Source organism: Pseudomonas sp. DTU12.3, assembly GCF_004124275.1.
Lineage (GTDB): Bacteria > Pseudomonadota > Gammaproteobacteria > Pseudomonadales > Pseudomonadaceae > Aquipseudomonas > Aquipseudomonas helmanticensis.
In genome coordinates this window covers 3,676,291-3,691,128 of the sequence record NZ_CP027218.1, presented here as the reverse complement: position 1 = coordinate 3,691,128, position 14,838 = coordinate 3,676,291, and the positions used below count along the sequence as shown (strand labels likewise).

Annotated in this window: 15 protein-coding genes and 1 riboswitch; of the genes, 6 read left to right on the top strand and 9 right to left on the bottom strand. The window is 58.1% G+C overall.

Annotated elements, in window-relative coordinates:
* Positions 1-40 precede the first annotated feature (40 nt).
* Positions 41-247: riboswitch (cobalamin riboswitch) on the bottom strand.
* 157 nt (positions 248-404) lie between these two features.
* A complete protein-coding gene (locus C2E19_RS16725) occupies positions 405-773 on the top strand; it encodes a hypothetical protein (RefSeq protein WP_129394212.1) in 369 nt (122 codons plus the stop codon).
* Positions 774-788: 15 nt separating this feature from the next.
* Positions 789-2,804 carry a hypothetical protein gene (locus C2E19_RS16720; protein ID WP_129394211.1) on the top strand — a complete coding sequence of 672 codons (2,016 nt, stop codon included), beginning with the start codon at positions 789-791 and terminating at the stop codon, positions 2,802-2,804.
* Between the two features lie 150 nt (positions 2,805-2,954).
* Here the strand turns inward: C2E19_RS16720 and C2E19_RS16715 are convergent, their stop codons facing one another.
* Entirely contained in the window at positions 2,955-3,533 is a 579-nt protein-coding gene (locus C2E19_RS16715) for an NUDIX domain-containing protein (RefSeq protein ID WP_129394210.1), read from the bottom strand.
* Between the two features lie 99 nt (positions 3,534-3,632).
* Between C2E19_RS16715 and C2E19_RS16710 the strand changes: the two genes are divergently transcribed.
* Positions 3,633-4,760: a saccharopine dehydrogenase family protein gene (locus tag C2E19_RS16710; RefSeq protein WP_129394209.1), complete on the top strand. Its 1,128-nt coding sequence runs from the start codon at positions 3,633-3,635 to the stop codon at positions 4,758-4,760.
* 1 nt (position 4,761) lies between these two features.
* Complete coding sequence (locus tag C2E19_RS16705; RefSeq protein ID WP_129394208.1) at positions 4,762-5,253, top strand: DUF2269 domain-containing protein; 492 nt, start codon at positions 4,762-4,764, stop codon at positions 5,251-5,253.
* 37 nt (positions 5,254-5,290) lie between these two features.
* On the opposite strand, the gene C2E19_RS16700 is transcribed toward C2E19_RS16705, so the two are convergent.
* On the bottom strand, positions 5,291-5,740 hold the full coding sequence (locus C2E19_RS16700) for a thiol-disulfide oxidoreductase DCC family protein (protein ID WP_256661210.1): 450 nt from the start codon (positions 5,738-5,740) through the stop codon (positions 5,291-5,293).
* A 277-nt stretch (positions 5,741-6,017) separates the two neighbouring features.
* On the opposite strand from C2E19_RS16700, the gene C2E19_RS16695 reads away from it, so the two are divergent.
* Positions 6,018-6,275 carry a DUF2790 domain-containing protein gene (locus tag C2E19_RS16695; protein ID WP_129394206.1) on the top strand — a complete coding sequence of 86 codons (258 nt, stop codon included), beginning with the start codon at positions 6,018-6,020 and terminating at the stop codon, positions 6,273-6,275.
* Positions 6,276-6,319: 44 nt separating this feature from the next.
* On the opposite strand, the gene C2E19_RS16690 is transcribed toward C2E19_RS16695, so the two are convergent.
* The 5 genes from C2E19_RS16690 to C2E19_RS16670 form a co-directional block, all read right to left on the bottom strand.
* Positions 6,320-7,255 carry a LysR family transcriptional regulator gene (locus C2E19_RS16690; RefSeq protein ID WP_129396140.1) on the bottom strand — a complete coding sequence of 312 codons (936 nt, stop codon included), beginning with the start codon at positions 7,253-7,255 and terminating at the stop codon, positions 6,320-6,322.
* A gap of 85 nt (positions 7,256-7,340) precedes the next feature.
* Positions 7,341-8,291, bottom strand: coding sequence for an aldo/keto reductase (locus tag C2E19_RS16685; RefSeq protein ID WP_129394205.1), 951 nt, complete (start codon positions 8,289-8,291; stop codon positions 7,341-7,343).
* A gap of 21 nt (positions 8,292-8,312) precedes the next feature.
* Positions 8,313-9,779 (bottom strand): efflux transporter outer membrane subunit, encoded by a 1,467-nt coding sequence (locus tag C2E19_RS16680; protein WP_129394204.1) that lies wholly within the window; start codon positions 9,777-9,779, stop codon positions 8,313-8,315.
* 19 nt (positions 9,780-9,798) lie between these two features.
* On the bottom strand, positions 9,799-11,262 hold the full coding sequence (locus tag C2E19_RS16675) for a DHA2 family efflux MFS transporter permease subunit (RefSeq protein WP_129394203.1): 1,464 nt from the start codon (positions 11,260-11,262) through the stop codon (positions 9,799-9,801).
* Positions 11,262-12,398, bottom strand: a complete 1,137-nt coding sequence (locus C2E19_RS16670; protein ID WP_129394202.1) for an HlyD family secretion protein — start codon at positions 12,396-12,398, stop codon at positions 11,262-11,264. The genes C2E19_RS16675 and C2E19_RS16670 overlap by 1 nt, the downstream gene beginning before the upstream one ends.
* Before the next feature lie 268 nt (positions 12,399-12,666).
* On the opposite strand from C2E19_RS16670, the gene C2E19_RS16665 reads away from it, so the two are divergent.
* A complete protein-coding gene (locus C2E19_RS16665; RefSeq protein WP_129394201.1) occupies positions 12,667-13,290 on the top strand; it encodes a TetR/AcrR family transcriptional regulator in 624 nt (207 codons plus the stop codon).
* Here C2E19_RS16665 and C2E19_RS16660 read toward each other — a convergent pair.
* Together C2E19_RS16660 and C2E19_RS16655 are read right to left on the bottom strand one after the other, a co-directional pair.
* The gene (locus C2E19_RS16660) at positions 13,277-14,257 is read right to left on the bottom strand and encodes an alpha/beta hydrolase (protein ID WP_129394200.1); all 981 of its coding nucleotides are present in this window, start codon (positions 14,255-14,257) and stop codon (positions 13,277-13,279) included. The genes C2E19_RS16665 and C2E19_RS16660 overlap by 14 nt on opposite strands.
* Positions 14,257-14,697 (bottom strand): TspO/MBR family protein, encoded by a 441-nt coding sequence (locus C2E19_RS16655; RefSeq protein WP_129394199.1) that lies wholly within the window; start codon positions 14,695-14,697, stop codon positions 14,257-14,259. The genes C2E19_RS16660 and C2E19_RS16655 overlap by 1 nt, the downstream gene beginning before the upstream one ends.
* Positions 14,698-14,838: the final 141 nt, after the last annotated feature.

The following is a 14,838-nucleotide window of genomic DNA, read 5'->3' as shown; positions in this document are numbered from 1 at the left end:
ACACGCCGACACCGGCCCATGCCCGCCCACCGCAGGATTTTGCCAAACAGATATTTCGGGCCGGTCTCCGGGCTCGCGCGTATCGAGGCTTTCACCTTCCCATGGCCGTCTGGCCACAGTGGTGTATCGAAAGCATCACGCGCATACCGTTGCGGGGGCAGCACCGGACTTGTTCGAAAAGAACGTACCGGTTTCCCGTTTCACCCCATGCACGGCGGCATGGGACACCTGAAACTGGGCGGCATCTGAACATTCGAAAGACCGTTCGTCAACTTGCCCGAGAGAACCTCGATAAATCTTGAAAGAACAATCTGCGGCGTTTTTTGCAAGAGCAACTAAGGTCTACAGCGGAGAGCAGTGGTGGTTTTTCGCCATCAGGGCAGGGGTGTGGGAGGGGATCCGGGATGATTCAAATTTCTGCAAAACAATATGAAGCCCTTACCTCGGCTTCTGATCTGCGTCTGTCGGAGGACATGGAGCAGCATGTCTATGCGCATCTCCCTTCTTATGCAGAGGAACATGGACGAGCCGGCGTGAAGCAAATCGTGCAGGCTGCGATAGCACGTTCCAGGCAGTGGCAGCTGTCGAGGCGTGCCACTTTTCAAATGCTGAATCTATTGTGCCTGTACGGCAATGAGTTCGAGAGCGATGCCCAGTGCCAGTGGCTGGTGGATGTATTGAATGATGAAGCGTTCGGAGATATGTCAGCCAGGATGAACATGGCGCAAAGCGAGGCGCTTGGAAAGCTGGCTATTGATCAGGAAGAATCTTGAAAGGAGTCGGGAATCGTGGGTCAAAAAAGGAAAACAGTGGGTGAGCCGCATCCGGCGTTCTCCGCTGCCGCCGCACAGGATTCAAACGGCGTTGCGGTTGTGCCGGTTGAGATATGTCCTTATAAAAAAGGAGTGCCGCTAAAGCTCGCATTCTGGAACGTGCAGAATTTCACTGGAGATTTAATCCGGCATGGCAAGAACGTCACCAAGACGCCACTGTCAGCGCCGAGAAATCAGGTGCGAATAGAATTTATCGCCAAAGCGATTAAAACCCTGAATCTGGATGCGTTGGCTCTCATGGAGTTGGGGTCAGACGGCGAGACAGTGATGAGGGGCATTACCGAGAAGTTGAATGCGGAAAAAGAGGGAGTGTGGAACAGTACCTTCAGTCTGGAAAGCGGCGCCAGATTTGAATACCCTAAGCTCATAAAAATCAATATCTATACTTATAAGGATTACGAAAGACAGTTGAGTTCGTTGAGACTGACGCTAAAGCACTACGATGTCACTCATTTCGAGGCTGGTGCGATGGCAGGCTTGGAAATGCGTATTCGTGGGCATAGAGAACTCGATGCCGACTTCAATTCGGAGGTGAGGGAAGCGCTGGAAAGTATCGAGGAAATCGCTAAGGGCTTTTCGCCTGATGCTGAAGCGGATGCTATCAAGAAGCTTGAAGAGTTTTTACAAAACGTCAAGAAAGATAAGCCGTTGCATCAGATGTTGTCCGGCATTATGACCGCGGCCCCATCAGATGTGAAAAACATTCAACAGAAAATAATCGACTGTGACAGAACGTGCAGTGTCGCCCCTGATACGGCGGTTGCCATTGCAATTGCGCATCGTGGAGGAACGCTGGAACTTACGCTGAAAGCGATTCACCCTGTGCCAGAAGAAGGATTGTTTGTCGCGCTCCGATATTTCAAGGTGATCGACGGATATTATGAACGCTATGGATGTGTTTTTCGCACTGAGCTGACTGAGTCGTCAATTAGCCATAAACTGGTTTATTCCGATGTATGGAAAATAGGCGAAAAGACCAACAGTCGCCAGGCGTGGGCTTTCAATATTTCTGTAGGAGGGAAACAGGTCAGTGCTTATTTGATTCACTCCATGTTTGGTATTGCCACAACTAAAATACGGAGTGAGCCAACTGCCATGGATGCTGATGTGGCTGAAGACGTCGAAATGGCACCTGAGCAAGCTCTCGAGGAGGATGAGGGGAAGGTCATCAGTGAAACGCTTAATGAATTGCGTGTCCGGACGTTGATTGCGCAGGCGGATGTCGCCAATAAATCTGAATATCCACCTGTTTTTATTATGGGGGATACCAATATCGCGACCAGTCATTTGGAAGATGCTATCGGAAAGATGAAAGGTGTGGGCTATGGCTATATGTCTGGAGGAGTAAAAACCACACTTAAGGCAGAAACTACCATACTGTATAAGTCTGGTGCTGCGCCTTCCGAATATTTTAATCAGCCGTACGATGCGGTTTATCAGCGCAAAGATACCGTCGAGGATTTTCTTACCAGTGTTTCTTATCCATTTGATGAGCAGCTATATGGTGTTTTTAATGAGGCTCTGGGCAGTAACGAGCATATCAAGAACTGGTATTTAGAACTTCTGGTTCTGAAGTTGTCGTGTGTGACCGACTTGTTCAAGCTTAGACGTTACAGTGGGTGGGAAAATGTTTTTTTAACTGCCGCTAGTCGTGCAAAGTTTTCTCATGAGTTAAAAGGTGATGAATATATTGAGGCGTCCCGGAATTTAAGTGCACAACTGAAGGCGGAAAAAATAGAAGACGCCCGATTGAGTGGTGCACTTGTTGTCTATCATGAGGTGGTCAATTGCAAGGCAAAAATTTTCGCGTTATTTCATAGAAAGTTTATCAGTGATCACCGTATTGTGGTGATGGATATGATATTAAAAAATGAAGTTTCCAACGCATGCGAATCTCGAAGCGGTAATACTCAAGATGAGGGGAGAGTAATAAAAAAACAAAATAGAACAAAATTGGGGTTAGGCACCTGAGCTGTTTTGAGTTCCGTAACCCCTTTGACGCACCACGTTCACTGCTTCAACGGGTTACCGCCAGGGCTTCGACGGCGACAGCCATGGCTATGACGCGATGCTCGGCTTCAAGATCAACTTCTAGCCACGCCGAGCATTGCGGGAGCGAACTCAGACGCTCATCAGTTGCTTGAGGTGCAGCAACAGGATGATGGTCTTGCCGTCCATGATCCGGCCGTCATTGACCATCGCCAGCGCCTCGTCAAATGGCAGCTCCAGTACTTCGATGTCTTCACCTTCTTCGGCGAGGCCGCCGCCGGCGCTGAAGCGATCTTCGGGATGGTATTCGCCGATGAAAAAGTACAGGCGCTCGGTGACCGAGCCTGGGCTCATGAAGGCTTCATAGACTTTGCGCACTGACCTGACGCGGTAGCCGGTTTCTTCTTCAGCTTCGAGGCGGATACGTTCTTCGGGGCTGGCGTTATCGAGCAGCCCGGCAGCGGTTTCGATCAGGTAACCGTCATGACCGTTGACGAAGGCCGGGATGCGGAATTGTCGGGTGAGGATGACCGTGCGTTGCGCCAGGTTGTAGAGCGCGATCGTCGCGCCATTGCCGCGGTCATACACCTCGCGGGTCTGAGCCTGCCAACTGCCGTCGCGACGCTGAAGTTCGAAGTCGATCTTTTTCAGGATGTACCAGTTATCCGAGAGCAGATGCTGGGCTACGATTCGCACATTGCGGTGGTTCATGGGCAGAGATCCTTATGGGCTATCGGTGGATTATCGTGAATAATCAAAAGCTAGCAACGGCATCGCAGGTGCCGGTCAAGTCAGTCAGGGAAGCGTTGCATGGCATTCAGGGTGTTGGTGGTCGGTGGCTACGGTAACTTCGGCAGCATCGTGTCCAGGCATTTGGCGCAAATGGCCAATGTGGCGCTGGTGATCTCGGGCCGCGATTCAGGCAAGTTACAGCGTAAAGTCGATGCATTGAATGGTCAGTCGGGGCGCGTCGTCGAAGGTTGGTGCGGCGATGCCATGGGTAGCGAGTTCGGCTGCGCTTTGCGTTTGCTGAACATTCAACTGGTCATCCACACTGGCGGCCCGTTTCAGGGGCAATCCTATGCGGTGGCCGAGCGCTGCATCGAGGCCGGCGTCAACTACTGCGACCTGTCCGACTGCCGAACGTTCGTCAACGGCATTGGCGTACTCGATGTTCGGGCTAGGCAAGCCGGCGTGGCGATCCTCAGTGGTTGCAGTTCGGTGCCAACGCTGTCGTCGGCAATCATCGACGAACAACGCCAGCGTTTTTCGCGAATCGATTCGATCGAGCACGGCATTTCTTCTTCGGCGAAGATGCCGGGGCTGTCGACCATCGAGGGTGTACTTGCTTACGCCGGCAAGCCGATCAAACAATTGAAGAACGGCAAGGTGCATGAAGTGCTCGGCTGGCAAGACCTGACCTTACGCAAGATGCCGCAACTGGGCACGCGTCTGCTGGCCAATGTCGACGTCCCGGACATGGACATCTTTGCCCGACGCTATGGCGCGCAAACCCTGAGCTTCAAGGCCGGCGCGGGTCTGAAACTCGGCGGTGTCGCCAACGGCTTGCTGGCTCAGGCATTGAAGATTGGTCTGCTCCGCGACCACGTTAGTTGGGCCGCCAGGCTGCATCGGCTAGGGACGTGGTTCGAGCGTTTCGGCGACGGCAAAAGCGCGATGTACATCGACGTTCAGGGCATTGGCGTCGAGGGCAAACCGCTGACGATGACCGCGCAACTCACCGCCCTCAACGACAAAGGCCCGGAGATCCCCAGCTGTGCTGCCGTGGCGCTGGCAGCAAAAATGGCCCAGGGTTATCTGCCGTCAGCCGGCGCGCGACCGTGCGTGGGCGAAGTCAGCGTCGCTGAATACCTGGCGGCCATCAACGATCCCGACAACCTGAGTTTGTCCGTGCAGTTCTCCGACGGGCAGATTTGAAATGCTCTACCTGTGCCTGAAATACCTGCATGTGATCGCCGCGATTTTTCTGTTCGGCTTCGGCATGGGCTCTTATCTGTACTTGATCGCCGCCAGCCGCACAGGCAATCCGCATGTGATTGCGCACGTGGCGCGCATGGTCGTGCGCTTCGATACGTGGATCACCACACCTGCCGGTTGCGTGCAAATCATCAGCGGCTATTGGCTGATGAGGCTGTCCGGGCTGCCGATGACCACGGAGTGGATACTGACTTCGCTGATCATTTTCTTCTGCGTCGGTTCGTTGTGGCTGCCGGTCTTGCTGCTGCAGAAGCGCCTGCATGTGATGGCGTCGAACGCGGGAGCGGCGGGGACGGGCCTTGATGCGCAATTTCACGACGTGTACCAGAAATGGTTCTGGATGGGCGTTGCCGGGTTTCTCGGGATGTTCGTGATTGTGCTGATGATGGTGACGAAGATGACGCCGGTGCAGTTGTTCGAGTTGTTGCTTTAACGCAATTTCCGAAGCCCAGCGCGTGCGCGCAAGGCCGTTAGCGAGCCTTCAGGAAGCGTTGTTCATGATCAGGACTCGGTAACAGACACGTGTCGTACTTGCCGAACAGCCGATAACGATTCAGCGCAATGCGATCGTAAGCCCAATCGCGCAGCGTACGTGGCAGCAGGCGCAGCAGCTGGAAAGGCTGCCAACGGGCGGGCAATTGGCTGACGACTTCAAGGAATGCATCCGAGCGTTCCCAGTAATTGCGGTCGCGAATCACCGCCATAGTGTCGAACTGATCAATCGGCAAACCTGCCCACGCCAGCAGCGCCTGCCCCTCGGGTGACTGCACCGCCGCCAGGCGTACGCGGTGCTGGTGATCATGCCGGATCAGGAACTTTGCCCAGCCATTACAAAGCTTGCACACGCCATCGAACAACACCACCGTCTCGCCGGGTTTGAGCAGCCATGGGCGTGGTTCCGTTGCGGCGGGGTTGTTCACGATCATAGCGGTGGGCTGGCGCAATTGCTCAGCAGATTTTCCTCGCGGGGACGACAACCCGCGCGAGTTTTCGTAGATTGTCGGCAGTTATCTGGTCAAGGATCTGAACGAGTAAATCAGCGTTTGCCCGTGAATCGTCGCGGGGGCATTCATCGCCATTTTGGCAACAGTGTTTGTCCCCTCGGTCGATTTTTCCACGCGGCGTCATCCCATAGCATCGTTCTCAAGCCGCCAGCACTAACGCTGAAGCGGTCACTCAACGAGAACGGTGAACATCATGAACATGAAAAAAATCGCCTTGGTTTTACTGCTTGGCAGTTTCGGTGCGCAGGCTTATGCGGCTTCTTCGCAAGGCCAGGAAACCCCGGTTGAAACCTACGGCTACTCGAGCAAACTCGACATCGAACACGTGATCTCGATCACCGAGCCGGCCAACGAATGCGCGCCAGTGCCGGTGCAGATGACTTACGAAGATTCGCAGGGCGAACGCCATGTCCTGCAGTATCAAGTGATGGGAACTGGCTGCTCCAGTTGAGCCGTTGCAGACCGTGGAGGGTCGACACTCCGCCTCTGCTGCACTCAGATTTCTGCGGTTTGCGCAGCACATTCATCCGATGCCAGTAATTGCGGTATCGACTGTTTCAGAAATTCCACCCAGGTTCTGATCTTCGCATCGACGAACTTGCGCGACGGATAGATCGCGAACAGGTTCAACTCCTCCAGCCGATACTTCGGCAGCACCCGCACCAATGTTCCCGCCCTCAGGCCATCCACGGCCGATGCAATCGGCTGAATACCAATCCCCATGCCTTTTCTGATCGCGATGGTCATGCCGTCGGCCGTGTTGATATGGAACGGCGACAGCGGAATGGTGATGGTTTCCATGCCTTGTGGTCCTTCGAACGTCCAGTGCTCGACCGGCATCACCGTGTTGACGATCCGCAGGCACTCATGTTCGCTAAGCGCTGCGGGAGAATCCGGCATGCCGAGCTTCTGCACATACGCGGGCGAGGCGCAGAGGATGCTGTAGGTCATGCCCAAGCGCTGCGCGACGAAGCCTGAGTCAGGCAGGTCGCGGGCCAGCACGATGGACATGTCGTAACCTTCTTCGAGCAGGTCCGGGACGCGATTGGTCAGGGTGAGGTCGAACATCACCGTCGGATGAATCTCGCGGTAACGCGCAATGGCATCGATCACGTAGTGGTTGCCGATGGCTGACATCGCATGGATTTTCAAACGCCCGACGGGCAGTGTCTGCGCAGTGCCGGCTTCTTCGTCGGCCTCGCGGACGTCATCGACGATTCTTTCACAGCGTTGCAGGTAGCGCAGTCCCGCTTCGGTGAGCGCGAGGCGGCGGGTGGTGCGGTTAATCAAACGTGTGTGCAGTCGGGCTTCGAGAGCAGAAACCGCTTTCGAGACGTTGGTCGTGGTGGTGTCGAGCAGTTCGGCGGCGGCGGTGAAACTACCGCTCTGAGCGACGGCGATGAAACAACGCATGCTCTGGAAAACGTCCATCGTGGTCGTCTCGGTGTTGAGTCGTTGATGATAAAAAGCGGCCTTGGAGCAGGCCGCTGATGTTTCGCGGGTCATGCTTTTCGGGTCATGGCTTACGGGCAATAAACCCGGGTACGCCGGTTTTTACCACTGAATTGAAACGGATTCGCGTGCTGATCTCTCCCTTGATCTCAAGCATCGCGCGCTGGGGCAATGTGGCGATAGCAAAGTTTTCCTGAATACGGCTCGGCGTCGCCGAGGTGGTCAGAAATGCCGTGCCACGCTGCACCGCCCACGCCAGCGCCACTTGCGCCGGGGTTTTCTGCACGTTCCGGGCAATGCTCGTCAGTACAGCATCTTCGAGTACGTTCGGCTGCATGCCATGCCCCAGCGGGGCGAACGCGAGAAGAATAATGCCGTGCTGTTGGCAAAATTCCAGCATCTCCCATTCTGGCAGATAGGGGTGCGCTTCGATCTGAACCACGGCCGGTTTGATGCGTGCCGCGGCGACAATCTCCTTCAGCGCCTCGAGGGTGATGTCGGACAGGCCGATGGACTTGCAGCGACCTTCATCGACCAGACTTTCGAGGGCACGCCAAGTGTCGAGCAAGCTGATTTCGCCATCGTAGATGACATGGCCGAAGACGTCTCTAGGGTCCTGATCATCGCCCGGCTTGAATGCGAATGGCGTGTGGATCAGGTAGCAGTCGATGTAGTCGGTTTGCAGGCGCTGGCAACTCGCTTCAAAGGCCGGCCGGACGCGCTCGGGACGGTGGTTGGTGTTCCACAGCTTGGTGGTGATGAAGACGTCTTCGCGACATATCTTGCCGGCGGCGAAAACCTCCTGGAACGCCACGCCGATCTGCGCTTCGTTACGGTAGCGCTCGGCACAGTCAAAGTGCCGGAAACCGGTCTCCAAGGCGCATTTGACGGCGGCGGTGGTGGTACTCAAATCGCGAAACAGCGTGCCGAAACCAACGGCCGGCATCGAGCCTGCGCCATTGTTCAACGGCCAGCGAGTGTCGCGAAGCTCATCGTGAAAGGCTTCGTAAGTCATGATTTTCTCCAGTGTCGGTGGTTACAGCGGTTGTTGATCAGCGTGTTCGCGCGTGGCGAGTTTCTGCTCGAAAACACCGACGGAATTGCCGCCCAGCGCGACGAACAATTGCACGGTGTCGAGATAGCGATCGGTCTTCGCGCGGATCTGCCCGAGCAGCGCCTGTTGGTAGGCACGCTGCGCTTCGAGCACTTGCAACAGGCTGTTTTCGCCTTGGGCGTAAGCCTGTTGGTTGAGCTGCAGGCTGCTGCCGGCGGCGCGCAAGGCGTCGTCCTGCGCGCGGTTTTGCTCAGCGCCGTGATTGATCGCCTGCAAGGTGTCCGCCACCTGGCCGAACGACTGAATCACTGTCTGCCGGTAGCGCGCGAGCGAGGCGTTGTAGCCGTCGACCGAGGCTTGGCGTTCAGCCTTGAGCGTGCCGCCATTGAAGATCGGCGCGGTCAAACCTGCCGCCAATCCCCACAGTGCGGCGCCGCCATTGCCTGACGCGGCTTGTGCCAGCGAGGCCGACAATTCGACGCGCGGATAAAGATTGGCGGTCGCGACTCCCACCGCCGCGCTGGCCGTGTGCAGCTCGGCTTCGGCCTGGAGGATGTCCGGACGATTGCGGGCCATTTCCGAGGGCAGGCTGACCGGGAGGTTCGCCGGCAAGGCAAATTCCTCTAGGGCAAAGTCTGGCGCGATCCAGTCTGCCGGGCCTTTGCCCGCGAGGATCGACAGCGCATGCCGCGCCGCATCGCGTTGTTGTGCCAGCGGTGGCAGCAGGGTGCGATCCTCGGCGAGGCGGGTTTCGGCGAGGGACACATCGATCCGCGTGGTGCTGCCGCTCTGCTGGGCGCGCTGCACCAGATCAAGGTTTTTCGCGTCGTTGGCCAACAGTGATTGCACCGCTTGAATCTGCGCGTTGGCCGACGCGAGCAACAGCGCCTGGCGAGCGACATCTCCGGTCAGGGTCAGGTAAGCCGCTTCATAGCGGTGCTTCTGCAAATCGGTCAGCGCCTGTTGCCCTTCGACCTCGCGCTTGAGGCCACCGAAGGCGTCGAGGTCGAACGCCACGCGAGGCCCGATCGCGTAGACATTGGCGATGCTCGGGTCAGCCCCGGTGTGGGTCCGTTGACGACCGGCCGCGGCGGCGAAATCCACCTGCGGAAACAGCGAACCTTCCGCCGCTGCCACAGAGGCGGCAGCTTGGCGGAGGGTTGCGTCGGCGGCCAGCAGTTGCAGATTGCCGTCGATGGCGCGACGCATTACTTGGTCGAGTTTTGCCGAACGCAGGGCCGTCCACCAATCACCGTTGATGCGCTGGCCCATGTCGAAACGCTGTTCGGCGGGTTGACGTTCGGCTTGCTGATCGTAGTGTTGCGACGAACTCGCGGCGGGCCGTTGAAAGTCCGGGCCGACGGTGCAGGCGCTGAGCATCGCCATTATTGCCAATGCGCTGAGTGCACTGGGGAATGCGGAGCGGGTGAAGCGCGTAGACGTTTTCATTGTGCAGACTCCACGAATATCAGTTGGCCGCAGCAGGTTTGCGCAGGAACAACACCAGCGGGCTCACCACGAGCATCGCCAGCATCAGAATCTTGAATTGCCCCATCACCGCGACGAACGCCGCCTGATGGGTGACCAGATGGTTCAAACCTTCCAGCGCCGGCAGCGAGGTCGGCAGCGCCACGCGATAGGGCGTCAACTGACTGACCAGCGCCGAGTGCATCGCGTGGGTGTTGTTGAAGAAAAACAACTGCACTACTGCCACGCCGAGGGTGCTGCCATAGACGCGCATCAGGTTGAACAGGCCGCTGGCCTCCGGGCGCAGTGTCGGGTTGATGGTGCTGAATGCAGCCTTGCTCAGTGCCGGCATGAGAATGCCGAGGCCGACACCCTGGATGAACCCGGTCACCGCCACGGGCGTCCAGTCCATCAACGGCGAGTAACCGAGCATCAGCCAGTTGGCGTACACCACCAGGGCAATGCCCACTGCTATGAACGCGCGGGTGTCGACCCACGCCGGCGCCCGGCCTATCAACAGAAACGCACCGACCAGGCCGACACCGCGCGGGATGGTCAGCGCGCCTGTGGTGTCGGGTGGATAACCGAGAATCTCGTCGAGCATCGGCGAGGTCAGCGCCATGGTCGACAGCAGCACGAAACCGAGCGCGAAGAACATCACCGTCGACAACATGAAATTGCGGTCGCGCAGCAACGCCTTGCTGATGAAATGCGCCTTGCTGGTCATCCGATGGACCACGAACAGGTACAGCCCGAGCACACAGGCCAGCGTCTCGATCCATATTTCCGCCGAGTCGAACCAGTCCAGCCGTTCGCCACGGTCGAGGCACATTTGCAGGCCGATCATGCCGAGGGTGAAGGTGGCGAAACCGAAGAAATCGAAGGTTTGGCGTTGATCGGCCTTTTTCTCGCCGAGCAGCAGCGTCACCACCATGAAGATGTACGCGAGCAGTGGCAGGCTGAGGTAGAACATCGGCCGCCAGTCGAAGTACTCGCAGATGACACCGCCGATGCTCGGCCCACTGACGATGCCGAACAGCACCAGCGCCGTCCATTTAGGAGCGAACGCCGGACGTCGCTCGGCGGGCAGCGTTTCCAGCGCAATGGCCATCGACAGCGGCGCCAGTACGCCACTGGCCAGGCCTTGCAGAATGCGCGCAGCGATGAACTCCAGCGGCGTGCTTGCCAGCGTGCCCAGCCAAAGCCCAATGGCGAACGCCAGCAGCGCCAGTTGATAGACCCGCTTCAAACCGAAGCGCGCAGCCAGCCACTGGGCAATCGGCAACGTGATCGCGCTGGCGGCCAGATAGGCGGTGAAGATCCAGCCAGCCTGATCGTCAGTCATCGACAGGCTGCCCTGGATTAACCGCAACGCGGCATTCGGCAACGGCAGGTTGACCGATTGCAGATAGGTCGCCAGCAGGGCAACGGCGTACAACCAGCGTTTGTCAGCGGCGGCGTTCATCACGAATTACCTGCGCTGAGCAACGACTTCAGCGGATACCACCATGGCGTGCGGTGGCCGGTATCGACCTTGACCGTGGCGCTGGTGCCGGAGAACAACGGCAGCGTCGGGTCGGTTTCGTCGAGCTCGAGCCGCACCGGTACGCGCTGCACCACCTTGACCCAGTTCCCGGTGGCGTTTTCCGGCGGCAGCAGGGCGAAATCGGCGCCGGCACCGGGGCTCATGCTGATCACGTGCGCCGGCAACGGCCGATCCGGGTAAGTGTCGAGGGTGATGGTCGCGGACTGGCCCGGGCGCATATGAGTGAGCTGGGTCTCGCGAAAGTTGGCTTCAACCCAGATCTCCCGGTCGGAAATCAATGCGAAGGCCGCGCCGCCGTTGTTGAGGTAGTTGCCGACCTGCAAGTCATCGACTTTGGCGACGATACCGTCGGCCGGCGCGGTGACGGTGGCGTACGACAGATAAAGCTGCGCCTCGTCGAGTTGTGCCTTGGCCTCGCGCACGGTCGGGTGGCGGTCTATGGCGATGTCCGGATTGCCGTTGAGCGCAACCACGGTGCTGGCGATCTGTTGTTCGACCGAGGCGATGCGTTGGCGCGAGACCTTCAAGTCGGTTTCGGCGCGCTCATAAAGGGCACGCGAAACGAACTCGGTGGCGATCAGCGCTTTCTTGCGGGCGAATTCTTTCTGATCGTAATCCGCCGAGGCTTTCGCCGATTGCAGTTCCGCCTGTTGCTGGCGATAGCTGGCCTTGAGCCCGTCGATGCGCAGGCGCGCGTTGCCCAACTGCGCTTCGGCGCGGTCGACGGCAATCTGCAAGGGCTGCGGATCGAGCCGGAACAACAGCTGACCCTTGTGCACGCGTTGATTATCATCGACAGCGATCTCGACCACTTGCCCGGAAATCCGCGCATTGATCGAAGACTTGGCCACGCGAGCGTAGGCATTGTCGGTGGACACGAACGGCTCGTTCGCCACGTATTCGCTGTAGCCGATGATGGCGAAGAGCGCGGGAACACCGCTCATCAATATTGGGCGCAAGCGTTGCTTGAGTGGCTTTTTCGGCGGCGCGTCAGTGAAACCGGGTACTCGCTGGGCGCTCGCTTGTTCTGCGGTGAGATCAATTGGCTGGGTCATGATCTGTTCTTTCCAAATGCTGGAACCTGAACCGGGAATCGGGCCGAGCCGGACAATGACCGGTGACCGCGACGTGATTAATGCTGCAAAAAATCAAATCCGTACGCGGTGGGGGAGGATCGCTCCGTGCCGCTGTTTCTTCGTCGTCACACCCGATTCGAGTGGTGTTACAACAAACCTGCCGATCAAGGAATTTCTGGTTCCTTAATTTTGTGCGATGGTGTAAGAATATGAGCGACGCTCAACCCTTGCAAGGAATTTATACGAGATGGCACAAAATAAACCGACAGCAGCAAAAGGGCGTGGCCGTCCACGCGCCTACGACCCGCAAACAGCGTTGCAACAGGCACTGGGAGTGTTCTGGAATACCGGTTATTCCGGTGCGTCGCTGGACAGCATCGCCAGCGCAGCGGGGATGAATCGTCCGAGCCTGTACGCCGCGTTCGGCGACAAGCACGCGCTCTATATAAAGGCGCTCGATCAATATTGGGCTACCGCGCATGCCGCCATGCAGGCGGCATTGACTGACAGCAGCCTGACGTTGGCGCAGGCACTGAGCGGTTTTTATGAAGGGCAGTTAGCGATCTATTTTTCCGGTGACGGGCAGCCACGCGGCTGTTTTGCCATCGGCACGGCAACAACCGAAGCCGTCGAGGACCCGGAAATCCGTAATGTGCTGTCAGCCAGGCTGAGCCAGCTCGATGCCGATCTTGAAAAACGCCTGCAAACCGCAATTGATGCCGGCGAGCTGAAAACCGACAGCAATCCTGCGGCGCTGGCGGTGCTGATCTCCTCGCTATTGCACAGCATCTCGATTCGCGCGCGCGCGGGTAAATCCCGTGACGAGTTGGCGGGGCTGGCCGGCGATGCCATCAAGGTTATTTGCGGTTGAGAACGTGTGCGTCGATGCGTGCGGTGATCCACTGGCGACTGTAAGCCAAAACGCTTTCGGCAAACGCCGTCGGAAAGTGGATAAAGCCGTGAGGCGAGGAGGGCAGCAGGTACATCTCGACCGGCGCCGATTGCCGCCAGCGCTCTGCCAGTTCGAGGGTGTCGTCGCGCAGTGGATCGAGTTCGCCAGCAAACATCAGCGCCGGCGGGAAGTCGCTGAAATCGCCATACAGCGGCGACAGCGGGGGCTGCTGACGTTGTTCATCACTCAAGTCCGGCGTGAGCAGACGCAGTGCCGTGACCATGCCGGGGCCGTCCAGCACCAGCGTCTGCGGCGGTGCGGCGTGCACACTTGGCGTGCCGCTCAGATCGTAGACGCCGTAATACAACAGCGCCCCGCTGATCCGTTGCAGCAGATCGGGCGATGATTTCAGCGCCAGCAACGTCGCTGCGGCCAGATGACCGCCCGCCGATTCACCGACGACGATCACCGGCAGACCGGCAAATTCGGCATCGCTCAACAACCCGCGAGCGGCGCACAGGCAATCGTCCAGCAAGCCTTCAATCGGCGTCGACACGGCCAGCCGGTAATCGACCGAGACCACCGTGACCTCGCAGGTATTGACCATGGCAATGTTGAAGTTGTCGTTCATCTGCGCATTGCCGATCACCCAGCCGCCACCGTGAAAATCCAGCACCACGCCTTTGGCCTGGCCTTGCGGCCGAATGATCCGCACGGGCACCGCGCCGTATATTTTCCGCTCAGCTGTCAGCCCGTGCCTGCGCAACTTGCCCGCACCGCCGATCTGGCTGGCGCGCAGCAGCGCCTGGATCAGCCGAGGCGTGAGGCGATTGCGGATCTTGAAGCGCGGCAGCCAGGCGAGTTTCCTGTTGAACGCGCGCACCTGCGCCAACTCGCGCTCGCCCTGTGGCCACGGTGTTGCGCTACCCCAGTTGGAATCAGTCATCAGCGGTTCTTGAGCAGGATGGAGAAATTCAACGCGGCGGCAACGCACAACCACGCCAGGTACGGAAACAGGATCAGGCCAGTGATCAGGTCCAGTTGCAACGCCAGCACCACCATCGCGGCCACCACCAGCCACAGCAACGTGAGGATCACCATCGCGGCGAACACCTGATGCGCGCCGAAAAACACCGGCGTCCACAGCGTGTTCAGGGCAATCTGCGCCGCCCATAACGCCAGCACGGTCTGACTGCCAGGGATCAGGCTCAAGCGATAACCGGCCCACGCCAGCAACAGGTAGATAATCGTCCAGGCCACGGGAAACGCCCAATTCGGCGGGGTGAAGCGCGGTTTTACCAGCGATTCGTACCAAGGCCCCGGTTTGAACATCACGCCAGTGGTGGCCGCCGCAGCGCAGGCCAAAAGGAAAATGAAAAAGGTCATCGCCAGTCCTTAGCTGTGATCAGCTTGTTGGGAGTGTAAGAAGAGGACAGCCGGCCGACGCGAAAAGTTTGCCTCAGCGCCGCGCTTTTCTCTGTTCGGGGCGAGATGCAGTTGAACTAAAAAACTGACTGACGCGTCAGG

Excerpts from the sequence above, each read along its gene's own strand:
- C2E19_RS16725 (WP_129394212.1), top strand. The coding sequence starts at position 405 with ATGATTCAAATTTCTGCAAAACAATATGAAGCCCTTACCTCGGCTTCT.
- C2E19_RS16715 (WP_129394210.1), bottom strand. The coding sequence starts at position 3,533 with ATGAACCACCGCAATGTGCGAATCGTAGCCCAGCATCTGCTCTCGGAT.
- C2E19_RS16710 (WP_129394209.1), top strand. The coding sequence starts at position 3,633 with ATGGCATTCAGGGTGTTGGTGGTCGGTGGCTACGGTAACTTCGGCAGC.
- C2E19_RS16705 (WP_129394208.1), top strand. The coding sequence starts at position 4,762 with ATGCTCTACCTGTGCCTGAAATACCTGCATGTGATCGCCGCGATTTTT.
- C2E19_RS16695 (WP_129394206.1), top strand. The coding sequence starts at position 6,018 with ATGAACATGAAAAAAATCGCCTTGGTTTTACTGCTTGGCAGTTTCGGT.
- C2E19_RS16690 (WP_129396140.1), bottom strand. The coding sequence starts at position 7,255 with ATGGACGTTTTCCAGAGCATGCGTTGTTTCATCGCCGTCGCTCAGAGC.
- C2E19_RS16685 (WP_129394205.1), bottom strand. The coding sequence starts at position 8,291 with ATGACTTACGAAGCCTTTCACGATGAGCTTCGCGACACTCGCTGGCCG.
- C2E19_RS16680 (WP_129394204.1), bottom strand. The coding sequence starts at position 9,779 with ATGAAAACGTCTACGCGCTTCACCCGCTCCGCATTCCCCAGTGCACTC.
- C2E19_RS16675 (WP_129394203.1), bottom strand. The coding sequence starts at position 11,262 with ATGAACGCCGCCGCTGACAAACGCTGGTTGTACGCCGTTGCCCTGCTG.
- C2E19_RS16670 (WP_129394202.1), bottom strand. The coding sequence starts at position 12,398 with ATGACCCAGCCAATTGATCTCACCGCAGAACAAGCGAGCGCCCAGCGA.
- C2E19_RS16665 (WP_129394201.1), top strand. The coding sequence starts at position 12,667 with ATGGCACAAAATAAACCGACAGCAGCAAAAGGGCGTGGCCGTCCACGC.
- C2E19_RS16660 (WP_129394200.1), bottom strand. The coding sequence starts at position 14,257 with ATGACTGATTCCAACTGGGGTAGCGCAACACCGTGGCCACAGGGCGAG.
- C2E19_RS16655 (WP_129394199.1), bottom strand. The coding sequence starts at position 14,697 with ATGACCTTTTTCATTTTCCTTTTGGCCTGCGCTGCGGCGGCCACCACT.